The 16,449-nt window shown below is 72.1% G+C and carries 12 protein-coding genes; 9 read left to right on the forward strand and 3 right to left on the reverse strand.

Annotated elements, in window-relative coordinates:
• Nucleotide 1: 1 nt before the first annotated feature.
• From crtI to AC1DP1_RS16695, 3 genes are read right to left on the reverse strand one after another with little or no spacing between them, the layout of a single operon-like run.
• Nucleotides 2-1,624 carry a phytoene desaturase family protein gene (gene crtI / locus AC1DP1_RS16685; RefSeq protein WP_477507767.1) on the reverse strand — a complete coding sequence of 541 codons (1,623 nt, stop codon included), beginning with the start codon at nt 1,622-1,624 and terminating at the stop codon, nt 2-4.
• Complete coding sequence (locus tag AC1DP1_RS16690; protein WP_477507768.1) at nt 1,621-2,505, reverse strand: phytoene/squalene synthase family protein; 885 nt, start codon at nt 2,503-2,505, stop codon at nt 1,621-1,623. Before AC1DP1_RS16690 ends, crtI begins: the two co-directional genes overlap by 4 nt.
• Nucleotides 2,502-3,545, reverse strand: coding sequence for a polyprenyl synthetase family protein (locus AC1DP1_RS16695; protein WP_477507769.1), 1,044 nt, complete (start codon nt 3,543-3,545; stop codon nt 2,502-2,504). The genes AC1DP1_RS16690 and AC1DP1_RS16695 overlap by 4 nt, the downstream gene beginning before the upstream one ends.
• A gap of 72 nt (nt 3,546-3,617) precedes the next feature.
• Here AC1DP1_RS16695 and AC1DP1_RS16700 point away from each other — a divergent pair, with 72 nt between their 5' ends.
• The 9 genes from AC1DP1_RS16700 (at nt 3,618) to AC1DP1_RS16740 (ending at nt 16,276) form a co-directional block, all read left to right on the forward strand.
• Nucleotides 3,618-4,493 carry a DICT sensory domain-containing protein gene (locus tag AC1DP1_RS16700; protein WP_477507770.1) on the forward strand — a complete coding sequence of 292 codons (876 nt, stop codon included), beginning with the start codon at nt 3,618-3,620 and terminating at the stop codon, nt 4,491-4,493.
• A gap of 34 nt (nt 4,494-4,527) precedes the next feature.
• Complete coding sequence (locus AC1DP1_RS16705) at nt 4,528-6,336, forward strand: ABC transporter ATP-binding protein (RefSeq protein WP_477507771.1); 1,809 nt, start codon at nt 4,528-4,530, stop codon at nt 6,334-6,336.
• 35 nt (nt 6,337-6,371) lie between these two features.
• A complete protein-coding gene (locus AC1DP1_RS16710; protein WP_477507772.1) occupies nt 6,372-6,983 on the forward strand; it encodes an HAD-IA family hydrolase in 612 nt (203 codons plus the stop codon).
• Nucleotides 6,984-7,010: 27 nt separating this feature from the next.
• Complete coding sequence (locus AC1DP1_RS16715; protein ID WP_477507773.1) at nt 7,011-7,964, forward strand: SDR family NAD(P)-dependent oxidoreductase; 954 nt, start codon at nt 7,011-7,013, stop codon at nt 7,962-7,964.
• An 84-nt stretch (nt 7,965-8,048) separates the two neighbouring features.
• Nucleotides 8,049-10,250: a catalase gene (locus AC1DP1_RS16720; RefSeq protein WP_477507774.1), complete on the forward strand. Its 2,202-nt coding sequence runs from the start codon at nt 8,049-8,051 to the stop codon at nt 10,248-10,250.
• Nucleotides 10,251-10,373: 123 nt separating this feature from the next.
• On the forward strand, nt 10,374-12,365 hold the full coding sequence (gene thrS / locus AC1DP1_RS16725) for a threonine--tRNA ligase (RefSeq protein WP_477507775.1): 1,992 nt from the start codon (nt 10,374-10,376) through the stop codon (nt 12,363-12,365).
• Nucleotides 12,366-12,439: 74 nt separating this feature from the next.
• Nucleotides 12,440-13,597: a MalY/PatB family protein gene (locus tag AC1DP1_RS16730; protein WP_477507776.1), complete on the forward strand. Its 1,158-nt coding sequence runs from the start codon at nt 12,440-12,442 to the stop codon at nt 13,595-13,597.
• Nucleotides 13,598-13,758: 161 nt separating this feature from the next.
• Complete coding sequence (locus tag AC1DP1_RS16735) at nt 13,759-15,177, forward strand: HNH endonuclease signature motif containing protein (protein WP_477507777.1); 1,419 nt, start codon at nt 13,759-13,761, stop codon at nt 15,175-15,177.
• A 208-nt stretch (nt 15,178-15,385) separates the two neighbouring features.
• Nucleotides 15,386-16,276, forward strand: a complete 891-nt coding sequence (locus AC1DP1_RS16740; protein WP_477507778.1) for a PAS domain-containing protein — start codon at nt 15,386-15,388, stop codon at nt 16,274-16,276.
• Nucleotides 16,277-16,449 lie beyond the last annotated feature (173 nt).

Consider the following 16,449-nt stretch of genomic DNA (forward strand, 5'->3'; position numbering starts at 1 on the left):
CTCATGCCTGCACCGGCAGGCTGGAGCGGTCGCCGCTGAGGCGCTTCAGCACGAGCTCGGCGCTGATCAGGCACATCGGCAGGCCGACGCCGGGCACGGTGCTCGCGCCGGCATAGAGCAGGCCGTCGACCTTGGCGGACGCGTTGCCCGGGCGCAGGAAGGCGCTCTGGCGCAGGGTGTGCTCCAGTCCGAGGGCCCCGCCACGCCACGAGTGGTAGCGGGTGGCGAAGTCCTCCGGGCCGACCGTGTGGCGCACCCGGATCCGCTCGCGCAGGTCGGGCACGCCCGCCCACGACGCGATCTGGTCGATGGCCGCGTCGGCCGTGCGCTCGACGGTCTCGGACCCGGCGCCGTCGTCGCCGCCGCCGCCGATGGTCGTGTCGGCGGGCACGGGGACGAGCACGAACAGGTTCTCGCAGCCCTCCGGGGCGACGGTGGGGTCGGTCTCGGAGGGCTTGCAGACGTAGATCGAGGCGGGGTCGGGCACCCGTGCATCCTTGCCGAAGATGTCCCCGAAGTTCTGCCCCCAGTCGCGGGTGAAGAACAGTGAGTGGTGCGGCAGCTGCGGAAGCCGGCCCTCGACGCCCAGCATCGCGAGCACCGCACCGGGGCCGGGGGAGCGGTCGCGCCATGCCGGCTCGGGGTGTGTCTGGAGCCCGGTGGGCAGCAGTGCCGTCTCGAGGTGGTGCAGGTCGGCCGCCCCGACGACGACGTCGGCGTCGACGGTGCGCGGGCCGTCCGCCGTCTCGTGCTCGACTCCGGTGACGACGGGTCGTCCACCTGTCGTGTCGGAGGTGAGGATCCGGGTGACGGCCGCGCCGGTGTGCAGGCGCGCGCCGTGCTTCTCGGCGAGGTCGGCGATGACGCGGATCAGCTGGCTGAACCCGCCCTGGGGGTAGAGCACGCGGTCGCCGAGGTCGAGCCGGCTCATCAGGTGGTACATGCTCGGCGTGCGGCTGGGGGAGGAGCCCAGGAAGACGGCGGGGTAGCCGAGCACCTGGCGCAACCGGTTGTCGGTGAACGAGCCGGCGACGTGGCTTTCCAGCGACCGCGTGAGCAGTCGGCCGAGCGCAGGCGTGCGGCGTACGACGTCGGGGTGCACGAAGGCCGTCGGTGAGTCGAAGCTCGTGTAGAGGAAGCGGCGCAGGGCCATGTCGTAGGTGTCCTCCGCGGAGCGGAGGTAGGCGTCGAAGCGGTCGCCCGCCCCCGGCTCGAGGCGCTCGAACAGCGCCCGGTTGTGGGCGCGGTCGGGTCGCAGGTCGACCGGCTCGGCGTGGCCCTCGAAGAAGACGCGGTAGCTCGGGTCGAGCACGGTCAGGTCGAGCTCGGCCTCGGCGGTGGTGCCGAGCAGGGAGAAGAAGTGCTCGAAGACCTCGGGCATGAGGTACCACGAGGCGCCGGTGTCGAAGCGGTAGCCGTCGCGCTCGACGCTGCCGACGCGACCGCCGAGGTCGTCGTTCTTCTCCAGCAGGTCGACCGAGTGGCCACGCGAGGCGAGGAGCGCCGCGGTGGCCAGGCCGGCGATGCCGCCACCGACGACGACCACGCGCCGCGGCGACCCGTCACCGGCGCGGCGGGGCGTCGGGGTGAACCGGCTGAGGCGTTCGGGCAGGCGCAGCGTCACGAGCGTCCTCCGCGCAGCGAGCTCGCGGCGAGGCGCAGCTTGACCGGCGTCGGCACGCGGACGCGGGTGTGGCGGATCTCCTCCGCCGACGCGGCGCGCAGCCGCTGGGCCAGCTCGGCGAAGGTCGCGTGGGCCGCCCGGACCGCGCGGCGGCTGCTCGGGGGCAGGTAGGGCACGACTGCCGCGGCCGCCCGCAGGTCCTCGTCGACGTCGTCGAGGATGCGGTCGCGGTCGGCCTCGCAGAAGCGTTCGACGTCCAGTCCGGGGAAGTAGTCGCGGCGCAGCAGGTGGTGGTCGTCGGACAGGTCGCGCACGAAGTTGAGCTTCTGGAAGGCCGCTCCCAGGCTGCGTGCGCCCGGGGCGAGCCGCTCGTGGTGCGCGTCCCGGTCGGGCGGCGCGTCGGGCGCGGCCAGGAAGGCGCGCAGGCACATCAGCCCGACGACCTCGGCCGAGCCGTAGACGTAGCGCTCGAAGCTCTCCTGGGTGTGGGAGCGGGTGTCGAGGTCGGTGCGCATCGAGGTGAAGAACGGCGAGACGATCTCGGGCTCGATCCCGACGGCGATGGCGGTGCGCGCGAAGGCGTGCACCACCAGGTTGCCGCTGTAGCCGGTGCGCATCGCGTGCGCGACGTCGCCCTCGAGCCAGTCGAGCATGGTGGCGCGCGCGGACCGGTCGAGGGTCGGGTCGGGGTTGTCGACGATCTCGTCGGCGACGCGCACGAGCGCGTAGATGTTGCGGACCTGGGTGCGCACGGGCTCGCCCAGCAGGCGCGAGGCCAGGCCGAACGAGCTGGAGTACTCCCGGATGACCACGGCCGAGCTCGCCTCGGACACGGAGTCGTAGAGGCTGCGGGGGGCGCTGCGGCCCACGAAGAGCGTCATGCCGCGACCTCGCTCCCGTCGGCCAGCACGGCTGGTCGGACGGCCACGTCGTCGATCAGGTCGGCCGGGACGCCCAGGCCGTCGAGCACGGTGCGCGCCTGGCCGAGGTGCTGCTCGGCGAGGTCCTCCACGAAGCGTCGCGAGCCGGAGGCCACGAGGAGCGCCCGGGCCTCGTCGAGCTCGGCGTCGCTGAGCTCGCGGCCGACGTAGCCGCTGATCTGCGCCCACGCCGACGTCGTCCGGGCGTGGACCAGGAGCGGCGTCTGCTTGCGGGTGCGCAGGTCGCAGGTGGCACTCTTGCCGGAGCGGGCCGGGTCGCCGAAGACGCCGATGAGGTCGTCGGCGAGCTGGAAGGCGATCCCCATCGCCCGGCCGGCCTCACCGAGCCGGCTGGTCGTCTCCTCGTCGGCACCGGCCAGCACCGCACCCGCCTGCAGGGGGAGGGCGAAGGAGTAGGCGCTGGTCTTCTGCGCCTCCATCTCCAGGCTCTGGACGAGGGTGGCGGGGGCGAGGTCGAGCGAGTGGCGGACGTCGGCGAGCTCGCCGGAGGCCGTCCGGTGCAGCGCCGTGTCGAAGAGGTCGAGCAACCGCTCGACGACCGGCGCCGGGGCACCGCTCAGCGCGACGGTGCGGACCGCGGCCGCGAGGGCCAGGTCGCCGGCCAGGATCGCGGCGGTGAGCCCGTAGCCGGCGGCCACTTCGGGGTCGGCCCCGTCGATGCCGGCGAGGGCGCGGAACGTCCCGCTGACGTTGGGCCGGCCGCGACGCACGTGGTCGTCGTCGATGACGTCGTCGTGGATCACGAACGCGGTGTGGAGCAGCTCGACCGCCGCACCCACCTCGGCCGCTGCGTCGGACGCGCCGCCGCCCAGCGCGTCGTGGGTGGCGACCACCAGTGCCGGTCGGAACCGTTTGCCGCCCTCGGTGGCGCCGCAGAGCGCCTCCCAGAGCAGCGCGTGGTGGGCATCGATCGCGGCAGCGCGCCGGCGCCCACCGTCGAGGACCCGTGCCAGGGCCGCATCCGTCTCGGTGCCGATCATCTGTGCCTCCCGCAGTTCGATCGTTCCTTGGTTGCCAAACCTATGCAACACTTCCAACTAAATCTAGGCACGATGCGAAGGAGTGGACAAGGTTTGGACAACCATGGTCGCGCATCTCTCACCATCGGCGATCTGGCCCACAGGACCGGGGTACCCATTTCGACGCTCCGCAGCTGGGAGAGGCGCTACGGGTTTCCGGAGCCGAGCCGTCAGCCGGGGGGTCACCGCCGCTACGGCGAGGCCGACGTCGAGGCCGTCCTGGACGTGCTGGCGCGCCGCCGCGGAGGTCTCTCGCTGGCCGCCGCGGTCCACCGCGCGGAGGTCCCGCAGGTCCGGACGGGGTCCGTCTTCGCCGACCTGCGGCGCCAGTACCCGCTCCTCCGGCCGCAGGTGCTGTCGCGACGCACGCTGGTGTCGATGAGCCACGCGATCGAGGACGAGTGCGCGGCGCGCGCCGCCGACCCGGTCCTCTTCGGGGGGTTCCAGCGCGAGCGGTTCCTGCGCGCGTCGTACGACCGGTGGCGCGAGCTCGCCCGCACGGCTCGGTCCGCTGTCGTCCTCGCCGACTTCCCCCATGGGGCGGACGCCTCCCCTCCGACGCGCGGGGTGCCGGTGGAGGTCGCCGTACCGCCCGAGTCGCCGCTCAACCGCGAGTGGCTGGTCGTGTGCGACGCAGCCGACCTGCCGGCGTGCCTGGTGGCGGTCGAGCTCCCCGGCCAGGGCGCCGAGGGGCCGCGCGAGCGCACCTTCGAGGCCGTCTGGTCGGTCGACCCGCAGGTCGTCCGCGACGCCAGCCGGATCACCGGTGCGCTGGCCGACGACCTGAGGCCGGGCTGGCGCGACGCCGACCTCCCTGCCCAGCCGGACCCGCCGGGTGCGTCGGAGGACCTCTACCGCGCCACGCTGCTCTTCGACCGGATGGTCGCCTACATCGACGCGGGCCGCTGAGCAGCCAGTAGTTAGGCTCACCTAACCTGTGCGGGTGCCCGAGCCCGTCAGCCCCGATGCCGTCCAGCCGCTGAGAGACCTCTGGCGCCGATACGGGGCCTACCGCACCAGGTTCGTCGGCGCCGTCGCGGCCTCGACGGTCAACAAGGTGGCCGACGTCGTCCCCGAGCTCCTCATCGGTGCGGCCGTCGACGTCGTCGTGCGCGGCGACGCGTCCTTCGTCGGCGAGGTGCTCGGCGTCGAGTCGCGCTTCGCCCAGCTCGGCTGGCTGGCCGTGATCAACGCCATGGTGTGGCTCGTCGAGTCGGTGAGCGAGTACGTCGCCAGCGTCCTGTGGCGCGGCCTCGCCCAGGGCGTCGAGCACGACCTGCGCGTGGAGGCGTACGACCACGTCCAGCACCTCGACCTCGGGTGGCACGAGAGCCGCCCGGCCGGCTCGACCCTCGCCACCCTCAACGACGACGTCAACCAGCTCGAGCGCTTCCTCGACGTCGGCGCGCCGGCGATCCTGCAGACCGCGCTCAACGTGCTGCTCGTGGGGGCCGTCTTCGCGGCCGCGTCGGGCCAGCTCCTGGTCTTCGCCTTCCTGCCGATCCCGCTGATCGTCATCGGGTCGCTCGTCTTCCAGCGTCGCCTCGAGCCGCTCTACGACCGGGTCCGCGCCGCCGTCGCCGACCTGTCCAGCACGCTCTCCTCCAACATCTCGGGCATCGCGACCATCAAGGCGTTCACCGCCGAGGACCGCGAGCGCGACCGCGTGGCGGCCGTCTCCCTGGCCTACCGCCGGGCCAACACCGACGCGATCCGGTCCTCCGCCGCGTTCGTGCCGCTGGTCCGGATGGCGATCCTGGCCGGCTTCACCTGCACGCTGCTGCTCGGTGGCTGGGCGACGCTGCGCGGCGACCTCGAGGTCGGCCTCTACTCCGTGCTGGTCTTCATGACGCAGCGCCTGCTCTGGCCGCTGACCGAGGTCGCCGAGGTCCTCGACCTCTATCAGCGCGGCCGCGCGTCGGCCGCCCGCATCCTGGCCCTGCTCCAGGTGCCGGTCACGGTGCCGGCCGGCGCCACGGCCCTCGAGCGCCCGGTCGCCGGCCRCGTCGAGCTGCGCGGCGTACGTGCCGGGTACGCCGACGGGCCCGACGTCCTGCACGGCATCGACCTGCTCGTCCCCGCGGGCGAGACCCACGCGATCGTGGGCTCCACCGGCTCGGGGAAGTCGTCGCTGCTGCGGCTGGTGCTGCGCTTCGACGACCCCCGCGAGGGATCGGTCCTCTTCGACGGGCAGGACGTGCGCGGCCTCGACTGGGACTCGCTGCGCGGCTCGCTCGGCTACGTCGCCCAGGACGTCTTCATGTTCGCCGGCTCCGTGGCCGACAACATCGCCTACGGCCGCCCCGACGCCACCCGCGAGCAGGTGCGGGACGCCGCCGAGGCGGCCGCCGCGCTCGACTTCATCGAGGCGATGCCCGACGGCCTGGACACCTGGGTGGGCGAGCGGGGCGTGACCCTGTCCGGTGGCCAGCGGCAGCGGCTGGCCCTGGCCCGCGCGCTCCTGCGCGACCCTGCGGTGCTGGTCCTCGACGAGGCGACCAGCGCCGTCGACAACGAGACCGAGGCTGCGATCCAGCGCTCGCTGCGCCGGGCCACCGCCCAGCGGACGGCGATCGTCGTGGCCCACCGCCTGTCGACCGTGCGGCACGCCCACCGCATCTGGGTCCTCGACGCGGGCCGGGTCGTCGAGTCCGGGACGCACGACGAGCTGATCGACCGGGGCGGGTCCTACGCCGCCCTCTGGAGGGTCCAGACCGGCCAGGCACAGGAGCAGGACCCGGTCGCCGGGTGAGGCGACCGGGTCTCACGCGTCCCTAGGGTGGGCGCATGGCGATCCGCGCGGTGGTCCTCGACATCGGGGGAGTGCTGGAGGTCGTCGACGACGACGCCTTCCCCGCACCCGCCGAGCGCCGCCTCGGCCTCGCGCCGGGCTCGATCGCCGGCGGTCTCGCCGGGCTGCCGGGCGACGCAGTGGTCGGCGAGGTGACCGAGCAGCAGGTCCGTGCGGAGTGGCAGCGCGCGCTCGCCCTGGACGACCGGCAGGTCGACGCGCTCCTGGACGACTTCTGGCGCTGGTACGTCGGCACGCTGGACCGCGAGCTGTTCGACTGGTTCGCCGGCCAGCGTCCCGCGCGGCTCACCGCGATCCTGTCGAACTCCGGTCCCGGCGCGCGGGAGCGCGAGCGGTTCCACGGCTTCGAGGACGTCACCGACGACATCGTCTACAGCCACGAGGTGGGGCTCGCCAAGCCCGACCCGGCGGCGTACGAGATCGTGACGCGGCGGCTCGACATCGAGGCCGGGGAGGTCCTCTTCCTCGACGACGTCGAGGCCAACGTCGTCGCCGCGCGAGCCCTGGGCTGGCACGCCGTCCTCCACCGCGACACCTCGTCGTCGATCGCCGAGATGGAGCGCGTCATCGAGGCCGCGGACGTCTGACGCCGGCCGCTCGGGGTACCGGCGGGCATGCCGACCCACGATCGACTGCCCCGCGTCGTCCTCGTCACCGGTGCCTCCAGCGGCATCGGCGAGGCCGCTGCCCACCGCGTCGCGCAACGCGGTGACCACCTCGTCCTCCTCGCCCGCGGCCGCGACGCCCTCGCGCGGGTGGCCGCTGACTGCGACGGCCTGGGTGCCGCCTCGACCACGGTGGTGGCAGCCGACATCAGCAACGACGACGAGGTCGGGGCCGCCGTCTCCACCGTCATGGCACGGCACGGCTGGATCGACACCGTCGTCGGCAGCGCCGGCGTGGTCGCCTACGGCCGCGTCGAGGACGTGCCCACCGAGGTGTTCGACCAGGTCGTCGCGACCAACCTGCTCGGGTCGGTCAACCTCGCGCGCCACGTCGTGCCCGTCATGCGCACGCAGGGGTCCGGCAGCATCGTGGTCGTCGGCTCGGTGATCGGGCACGTCGCTGTCCCCGACATGGCGGCGTACGTCATCAGCAAGTGGGGCGTCCGCGCCCTGGTGCGGCAGCTGCAGGTCGACAACCGCGACCGCCCCGGCATCCGGATCGAGTACGTCGCTCCCGGCGGCGTCGACACGCCCATCTACCGGCAGGCAGCGACGTACGGCGACGCGGCCGGGCGCCCACCGTTCCCGGTCACCAGCCCCGAGCGCATCGCCGACCGCGCCCTCGCGGTGGCCGACGGGCGCCGCAGCGGCGGGCAGGTCGGCCTCGCCAACGAGGTGATCCGGTTCGGCTTCACCGCCTTCCCGTGGGCCTACGACCGCCTCGTCGGTCCGCTCTTCGCTGTCGCCGCCCAGGACCAGACGGTGGAGGTCGGACCCAGCCCGGGCAACGTGCTGGAGTCACGCGACGAGCTCAACGGCCTGCGGGGTGGGCACGGCAACGCCCTGCTCGCCATCGGTGCCAACGTCGTCGAGCTCGCCCGCCGGCGGGTGCAGGGCGGCTGACCGCGATCGGGCCCCACCGGGCGCATGGGCGACGCCACCACGGGGGACCGGACACAACTGCCCATCAATTCCCAGGGAGACCGCATGACCCCCAGCAAGCCCGACAAGCCCGTACCCGGCACGCCGGGCAGCGAGCCGCCGTCGCTCGAGGAGCCCACCGAGCCGCGCGACGTCCCGCCGCCGAAGCCCGACCAGCAGCAGCCCACGCCCGTCTCGCCGACGGGTGCCCCGAGTGCGGATCCATCGACCGCGAGCGCCCAGCAGGGTGCGTACCTCACCACGGCGACCGGCGTGCGGATGGGCGACAGCGACCACTCCCTCAAGGCGGGGCCGCGTGGCCCGACCCTCCTCTCGGACCACCACCTCCGCGAGAAGATCATGCACTTCGACCACGAGCGCATCCCGGAGCGAGTCGTCCACGCACGCGGTGCCGGCGCCCACGGCGTCTTCGTCTCGAACGGCGCGGCCTCCGGGATCAGCCGTGCAGCCGTCTTCGGCAAGGGTGAGGAGACCCGCACGTTCGTGCGCTTCTCGACCGTGCTCGGGTCCCGCGGGTCGGCCGACACGGTGCGCGACACCCGCGGCTTTGCGACGAAGTTCTACACGAGCGAGGGCAACTGGGACCTCGTCGGCAACAACATCCCGGTCTTCTTCATCCAGGACGGCATCAAGTTCCCTGACGTCATCCACGCCGGCAAGCCGCACCCGGACCGGGAGATCCCACAGGCGCAGAGCGCCCACGACACCTTCTGGGACTTCGTGTCGCTGCACACCGAGGCGCAGCACCACGCCATCTGGAACATGTCGGACCGCGGCATCCCGCGCAGCTATCGGATGATGGAGGGGTTCGGCGTCCACACCTTCCGGCTGGTCGACGCGGACGGTGGGACGACCCTCGTCAAGTTCCACTGGAAGCCGCGGCTCGGCGTGCACTCCCTCACGTGGGAGGAGGCCCAGCTGGCCGGCGGGGTCGACCCGGACTTCCACCGCCGCGACCTCTACGACGCCATCGAGTCGGGTGCCTTCCCCGCATGGGACCTCGGCATCCAGACCTTCCCGGACACCCCGGACCAGATGTTCGAGGGGATCGACCTCCTCGACTCGACCAAGCTGGTGCCGGAGGAGCTGGCGCCGGTGCAGGTCGTCGGAACGCTGACGCTCGACGGGAACCCGACGAACTTCTTCGCCGAGACCGAGCAGGTCGCCTTCCACACCGGCCACCTCGTCCCGGGCATCGACGGCACCGACGACCCGCTGCTGATGGCCCGCAACTTCTCCTACCTCGACACCCAGCTCACCCGTCTGGCCGGGCCGAACTTCAACCAGATCCCGATCAACCGCCCGCACGCACCGGTGAACGACAACCACCGCGACGGCTTCCACCAGCAGGCGGTGCACGGCGGGGTCGCGCCCTACAAGCCGAACTCGCTCGACGCCGGCTGCCCGTTCTTCGCGGGTGCCGACGAGGGGGCGTTCGTCGACGTCCCGGTCACGGTGCCGGAGGCCACCAAGGTCCGGGAGAACCCCGCGTCGTACGACGACCACTTCAGCCAGGCGCGCCTGTTCTGGCGGAGCATGAGCCCGGTCGAGCAGGAGCACATCGTCAACGCCTACTCGTTCGAGCTGGGCAAGTGCTACGAGCAGGCCGTCAAGGAGCGGCAGCTCATCGCCCTGGCCAACATCGACCCGGAGCTGTGTGCCCGTGTCGCGCAGGGCCTCGGCCTTCCCGCGCCGGAGCGCACCGTGCAGTACGACGAGCCGGAGCCCAGCCCGGTGCTGTCCCAGCTCGGTGACACCTGGCCGGCCGACGGCCGCCTCGTCGGGATCGTCGTGGACCCGGATGCCGATCTGGCCGGGGTCGCCGCGCTGCGCGAGGAGCTGCTGGGAGCCGGTGTCCTGCCGCTCCTCATCGCCCCGCGAGGCGGCGAGCTGGGGGAGGGCCTCATGGCCCAGCGCACGTTCGCGACCGTCCGCTCCATCGAGTTCGACGCCGTCGTCGTGGCGGGCGCCGCACCGCCCGCACCCGACGCGCTCTCCTCCCGAGACAGCAAGGCCGGTGACGACTCGACGGTCGTGACCGATCCGCGCGTCGGTCTGCTCCTGCAGGAGTGCTTCCGTCACTGCAAGGCCGTGGTGGCCGTCGGCGACGGACGCGCGGTGGTCGACGAGCTCGGCCTCTCCGGGGTCGGAGTCCTCACGGCCGACGATCCGGCCGAGGTCCGTGACGACCTCCTGGCCCTGCTGTCGGCGCACCGGTCGTGGGAGCGTTTCGCGACCAGCATGTGACCGACCGCCCGGCCTGGCCGGGCAAGGGGTGGGACGGGAAACCGGGGTGAGCCGGCCGCAGACCGGCCGATAGGCTCGCACCGACATCCCGTCCCACCTCCACCCACGTCATCAGGAGCACTCGTGTCCGACATCCAGGTCGTCCGCATCCACGCCGATCAGCGTGCGGAGACCACGGTCACGACGGGCACCAAGGCCTGGGAGCTGTTCCGTGACGACGCCGACGTCGTCGCCGCTCGCGTGGCGGGTCAGCTCAAGGACCTCGCCTACGAGCTGGCCGACGGCGACGAGGTCGAGGGCGTGGCGATCGACAGCCCCGACGGCCGGGACATCCTGCGCCACTCCACCGCGCACGTGATGGCTCAGGCGGTGCAGCAGATCTGGCCGGAGGCGAGGCTCGGCATCGGGCCGCCGGTGGAGAACGGCTTCTACTACGACTTCGACGTCGAGACCCCGTTCGTGCCCGAGGACCTGGTCAAGATCGAGTCAGCGATGCGCAAGATCATCAAGGAGAACCAGCGCTTCGAGCGGCGGGTCACCACCGACGCCGACGCGCTGACGGAGCTCCAGGACGAGCCCTACAAGATCGAGCTGATCGGCCTCAAGGGCGGCGCCGGCGCCTCGGACACCGAGGGCGCCTCCGTCGAGGTCGGGGCCGGCGAGCTGACGATCTACGACAACATCGGTCGCAACGGCGAGGCGAAGTGGTCCGACCTGTGCCGCGGGCCGCACCTGCCGACCACCAAAAGGATCCCCGCCTTCAAGCTGATGCGCAGCGCGGCGGCGTACTGGCGCGGTGACGAGAAGAACAAGCAGCTCCAGCGCATCTACGGCACCGCCTGGGAGACCAAGGAGGCGCTCGAGGAGCACCTCCACCGCATCGAGGAGGCCGAGCGGCGCGACCACCGCAAGCTCGGTCGCGAGCTCGACCTCTACTCGTTCCCCGACGAGATCGGGTCCGGCATGGCGGTCTTCCACCCCAAGGGCGGCGTGATCAAGCGGGAGATGGAGGACTACGTCCGCCGTCGGCACCTCGAGGAGGGCTTCGACTACGTCGGCACCCCCCACATCAGCAAGGACGGGCTGTTCCACACCTCCGGGCACCTGCCCTACTACGCGGACACCATGTTCCCGCCGATGGAGATGGAGCACGCCGAGTACCGCCTCAAGGCGATGAACTGCCCGATGCACAACCTCATCTACCGCTCGCGGCAGCGCTCCTACCGCGAGCTCCCGCTGCGGTTCTTCGAGTTCGGGTCGGTCTACCGCTACGAGAAGTCCGGCGTCGTGCACGGCCTGACCCGCGTGCGCGCGATGACCCAGGACGACTCGCACTCCTACGTCACCCCGGAGCAGGCCCCCGCCGAGGTCGAGCACCTGCTCACCTTCGTCACCGGGCTGCTGCGCGACTTCGGCCTCGACGACTACTACTTCGAGCTGTCCACCCGTGACGACTCCAAGCCCGACAAGTTCATCGGGTCCAACGACCAGTGGGAGACCGCGACCTCGGTGCTCGAGACCGCGGCGCGCAAGTTCGGCGTCGACCTCGTGCCCGACCCGGGCGGCGCGGCGTTCTACGGGCCGAAGATCTCGGTGCAGGCCAAGGACGCGATCGGTCGCACCTGGCAGATGTCGACCATCCAGTACGACTTCAACCAGCCGGCGGTCGACCGCTTCAACCTGGAGTACGTCGCAGCCGACGGCACCCGCCAGCAGCCCGTGATGATCCACTCCGCCAAGTTCGGCTCGATCGAGCGGTTCATCGGCGTGCTCGTGGAGCACTACGCCGGCGCCTTCCCGCCCTGGCTCGCCCCCGTGCAGGTCCAGGGCATCCCGATCGCCGAGCGCCACAACGACTACCTCTTCGACATCGCGAAGCAGATGAAGGCGCAGGGGCTGCGGGTCGAGGTCGACGAGTCCGACGACCGGATGCAGAAGAAGATCCGCAACGCGCAGCTCGCCAAGGTGCCCTTCATGATGATCGCCGGCGATGCCGACGTGGAGGCGGGGGCCGTGTCGTTCCGCTACCGAGACGGTCGCCAGGACAACGGGGTGCCGCTGGCCGAGGCGATCGAGCGGGTGGCCGCCGCGGTCGCCTCGCGCGAGCAGGTCTGACGTCGCGTGGATCGGGCGGGGGACGTCCTCGACCTGCGCTTCGCCGCCACGTGGAACCGCAGCGAGGAGAAGTCGTGACCGATCCCGACCGCCGACCCGTCGTCGACCTGACCGACGAGGAGGCGCGGCTCAAGCTGCCGCTGAAGTGGGGCGTCCCGGACGACGTGATCCCGGCCTGGGTCGCGGAGATGGACTACGCGGTCGACCCGGTGGTGCTCGAGGCGGTCCAGCGGATGCTCGCCGACGGGATCACCGGCTACCCGCTCTTCGGCTGGGACCCGGAGCTGGCGCAGTCCTACGCCGCCTGGTCGGCGCGGCACTTCGGCTGGGCGCCGGTCCCCGAGGCGGTGCACCCGGTGGTCGACGTGACGGCCGGGGTGCGGCTCGCGATCGACGTGTTCAGCGGTCCCGGGGGCGTGGTCTTCCCGACCCCGGGCTACAACGCCCAGTTCGGCCTCGCGACGATCACCGGTCGCGAGGAGGTGCGCCTCGACGTGACAGCCTCCGCCGCCCGGGCCGAGGTCGACCTCGACCGGCTCGACCGCCTCTTCGCCGACGGGGCGCAGACGCTGATCCTCACCCAGCCGCACAACCCGTGGGGCCGCGTGTTCACCCGCGCCGAGCTCGAGGGGATCCGCGACGTCGTCGTACGCCACGGCGCGCGCGTCGTGAGCGACGAGATCCACGCGCCGCTCGTCCTGCCGGGCGCCGAGCACGTCTCCTACCTCTCGATCGACGGCACCCACGACCACGCGGTCGCGGTCGTCGCCGCGTCCAAGGCGTTCAACACCGCGGGCCTGCGGTGCGCGCAGGTCGTCGTCCCCTCGGCAGCCGACCGCCGGCTGCTCGCCGACCAGCCGATGTCGCGCAACGACTCGCACTCGCCGGTCGGTGCCGTCGCGGCGCGGGCGGCGTACGACCAAGGCGACCCGTGGCTCGCCTCCCTCGTCGAGCGGCTCGACCAGCAGCGCGCGCTGCTCGGCGAGCTCCTCGCCGCCCACCTCCCCGAGGTGCGGATGCGCCCGCTCGAGGCGACCTACCTGGCCTGGCTCGACGCCTCCGCCTACGGCCACGACGACGCCGCGGCCGTCGCCCTCGAGCGCGGGCGCGTCAAGGTCAGCCCGGGGGAGTCCTACGCCCCCGGCACCACCGGCCAGGTACGGCTCAACATCGCCACCTCACCCGACCGGCTCGTCGAGATCGTCGAGCGGCTCGCGAAGGCCTGGACGTAGCACTCTGCGCTGGGTGAGACCCTCGCCCCGGGTGGTCGAGGAGGGCCGCCCGCGCTGGTTGAGGAGGGACGAAGTCCCGTCGCGAAACCGGTCGGGAAAGGGTGGCCAGCAATCGTCCACAGCTATGGCTACTGTCGGTGGCCGCCGGTAGAATCGAACACATGATCGAGATGCTGGCGGGGTCCGGAGCAGGTGAGGTCGAGGACCTCACCGCCCGCGACCTGCTCGCGCTCGCGCGGGACCGGAAGGCAGCCGAGGACCGCGCAGCAGCCGATCTTCTGGTCGTGTCTGCTCGGTGGGCCGACCTGCACCCGCCGGAGTCGATCCACTCGGCCGCGACCTTCACCGTCCCCTTCACCGTCCCGGGTTGCGAGCACGAGGAGCCGATCGCCGGTGAGGGTGCGCCGCTGGTGGCGGAGTTCTGCCTCGCCGAGCTCGGCGCCGTCCTCGGTGTCTCGACGACCGCGGCGAAGAAGCTCGTCGGTCACGCGCTCGAGCTGCGCCACCGGCTGCCGCGGTTGTGGGCGCAGGTCCATACCGGCCGGGTCCCGGCATGGCGGGCGCGTTCGGTTGCGGAGACCACCATCCACGCCGCTCCTTCGCTGACCCGGGAGGCTGCGGCGTTCGTGGATGCCCAGGTTGCTGCGGTGGCTGGTCGTTTGGGTGCGGCGCAGCTGGACCGGCTCGTCGCCGAGGCGATCAGGCGCTACGACCTCGCCGAGGTCGACCCGGCTGCGGATCCGGAGGACGGCTACCTCCACGTCGACCCGCGCCACGTCACGATCCACGACGACGACGTGCACTTCGCCGGCACGATGCGGCTCGAGGCCGAGCTCGACATCGCCGACGCCCTCGACCTCGATCGGGCCCTGGCCCACGGCGCCGCGTCGCTGAAGGCCCTCGGCTCTGATGCCTCGCTGGACGCCCGCCGCTCCGCTGCCCTCGGTGACCTCGCCCGCACTCAGACGGCGCTCGACCTCGCCGGAGCGGGAGCCGAACGCCAGCGCCTGCCGGCAGCACGTGAGGTCGTCCTGCACGCGCACTTCGACGCCACCCTCGACGACCTGGCCACGGTGTTCGGTCCGACCGGGCGGATGGAGGAGGGCCAGCGTTTGGTGCTCCTCGACCAGGTCAGGGACTGGTGCGCCGACTCCCGCACGAAGGTCACCGTCAAGCCGGTCATCGACCTCAACGCCCAGTTGTCGACACCCGCGTACGAGGTGCCCGACCGGATCCGGGAGCAGGTGATCCTCCGCGACAAGACGTGCGTGTTCCCCTGGTGCACCCGACCGGCCCGCGGCTGCGACATCGACCACGTCGTCCCTCATGACCCGGACGCCGAGGCGGAGGCCCGACCACAACCCGGTCCCACGCAGACCGCCAACCTCGCGGCCCTGTGCCGGTTCCACCACCGCCTCAAGACCCACACCGCCTGGCGCTACCAGATGACGGCGGCCGGGGTGTTCGAGTGGACCTCACCGCACGGCCACCACTACCGCCGCGACCGCACCGGCACCACCGCGATCGACCAAGCCCAGCCACCCGATGCGCCCGGCATTCCGCGACCACGCCGACGATGACCTCGCCCCACACCCCGCCACCCTCCGGTAGCGGGGGCACAGGCATGTCCGGATCCGTCGTCCACGACCTCGCCGGGCACCCGATGCCCGACCAGGAGCGCGTCGGGTCTGGTGCTGACGTCACCGGAGCGGAGGCTGCAGGGCAGGACGTCCGGTCCCGGGTCTTTCGCCCCGTGACCACGCGAGACATGCGGCGCAGGCTGGATCCATGGGCACCGAGGCACTCCCTGCACGTCCCTCTGCCGACGAGCTGCTGCACGCCCTCGGGCACGCCGTGATCGCCACGGACACGCAGGGCACGGTGCTGTTCTGGAACGGTGCCGCCGAGCAGCTGTACGGCTGGCCCGCCGAGGAGGCCGTGGGCCGTGACATCTCGGACGTGACGGTGCCGGAGGTCTCCCAGGCGGCGGCGGCGGAGATCATGGCTGCTCTGCGGGAAGGTCGTCCATGGTCGGGCGGCTTTCCGGTTCGGCGCCGCGGCGGCGAGGTGCTGCACGCGCTGGTCACCGACAGCGGCGTGTACCGCGACGGAGAGCTGATCGGCATCGTCGGTGCCTCCCTCAACCTCGGCGAGGCCGTCCGGCACCTGATGGAACGCTCCAGCGACGCCGCAGTCCTGGTCGACGAGCACCATGTCGTCAGCTACGCCAGCCCAGCGGTCGCGAACCTCTTCGGCTGGCCGGTTGACGAGGTCGTGGGCACACCCATCACAGACCGCATCCACCCCGAGGACCACCGTGCTTTCGAGAAGCTGCTGGCCGCCGACCCGTCCCTGGCGGAGCGGGTCGGTGAGCTCCGGGTCCGCGTCCACGGCGCCTGGTCCTGGGTGGAGGTGGCGGTCACCGACCTCTACAGCCAGCCCGGGTCACATGGCCAGGTCTGCAACATCCGGCGCAGCGAGCGCCTTGCCCGCCTCGAGGAACGCGAGCGCATCCTCGAGGCGGTCCACTCCGAGGTGCTCCAGGACCTGTTCGCGGCCGCGCTCGCGATCGACCGTGYGCGCGCGCACGCAGCACCCTCGGGCGCGGCGCCGATCGATGCCGCTCGCGACGTCGTGGGGCGAGCCATCCAAACTCTTCGCGAGGTCGTCAAGTCGTAGTGGCCGGTGCTCGGTGGTCACCTCCGCGACCGGCCCCCATGACGTCGGGCCGGAACGTCATGGGTTCTGGTCGTCTCAGCAGCCGCACACCATGACGTTGCCGGCTTGCCTGCCCAGCGCGTCAACCGGAACTGCCCTCGCCGGAGCGACCTCTCTGGCGCGCACCTTCCAAC

The sequence above is a fragment of the Nocardioides sp. P4_G10 genome (assembly GCF_056401175.1).

What these genes read in the sequence shown, in the direction of transcription:
- AC1DP1_RS16695 (WP_477507769.1), bottom strand. Translation starts at nt 3,545, where the DNA reads ATGATCGGCACCGAGACGGATGCGGCCCTGGCACGGGTCCTCGACGGT.
- AC1DP1_RS16720 (WP_477507774.1), top strand. Translation starts at nt 8,049, where the DNA reads ATGACCCCCAGCAAGCCCGACAAGCCCGTACCCGGCACGCCGGGCAGC.
- AC1DP1_RS16735 (WP_477507777.1), top strand. Translation starts at nt 13,759, where the DNA reads ATGATCGAGATGCTGGCGGGGTCCGGAGCAGGTGAGGTCGAGGACCTC.
- AC1DP1_RS16690 (WP_477507768.1), bottom strand. Translation starts at nt 2,505, where the DNA reads ATGACGCTCTTCGTGGGCCGCAGCGCCCCCCGCAGCCTCTACGACTCC.
- AC1DP1_RS16710 (WP_477507772.1), top strand. Translation starts at nt 6,372, where the DNA reads ATGGCGATCCGCGCGGTGGTCCTCGACATCGGGGGAGTGCTGGAGGTC.
- AC1DP1_RS16700 (WP_477507770.1), top strand. Translation starts at nt 3,618, where the DNA reads ATGCGAAGGAGTGGACAAGGTTTGGACAACCATGGTCGCGCATCTCTC.
- AC1DP1_RS16715 (WP_477507773.1), top strand. Translation starts at nt 7,011, where the DNA reads ATGCCGACCCACGATCGACTGCCCCGCGTCGTCCTCGTCACCGGTGCC.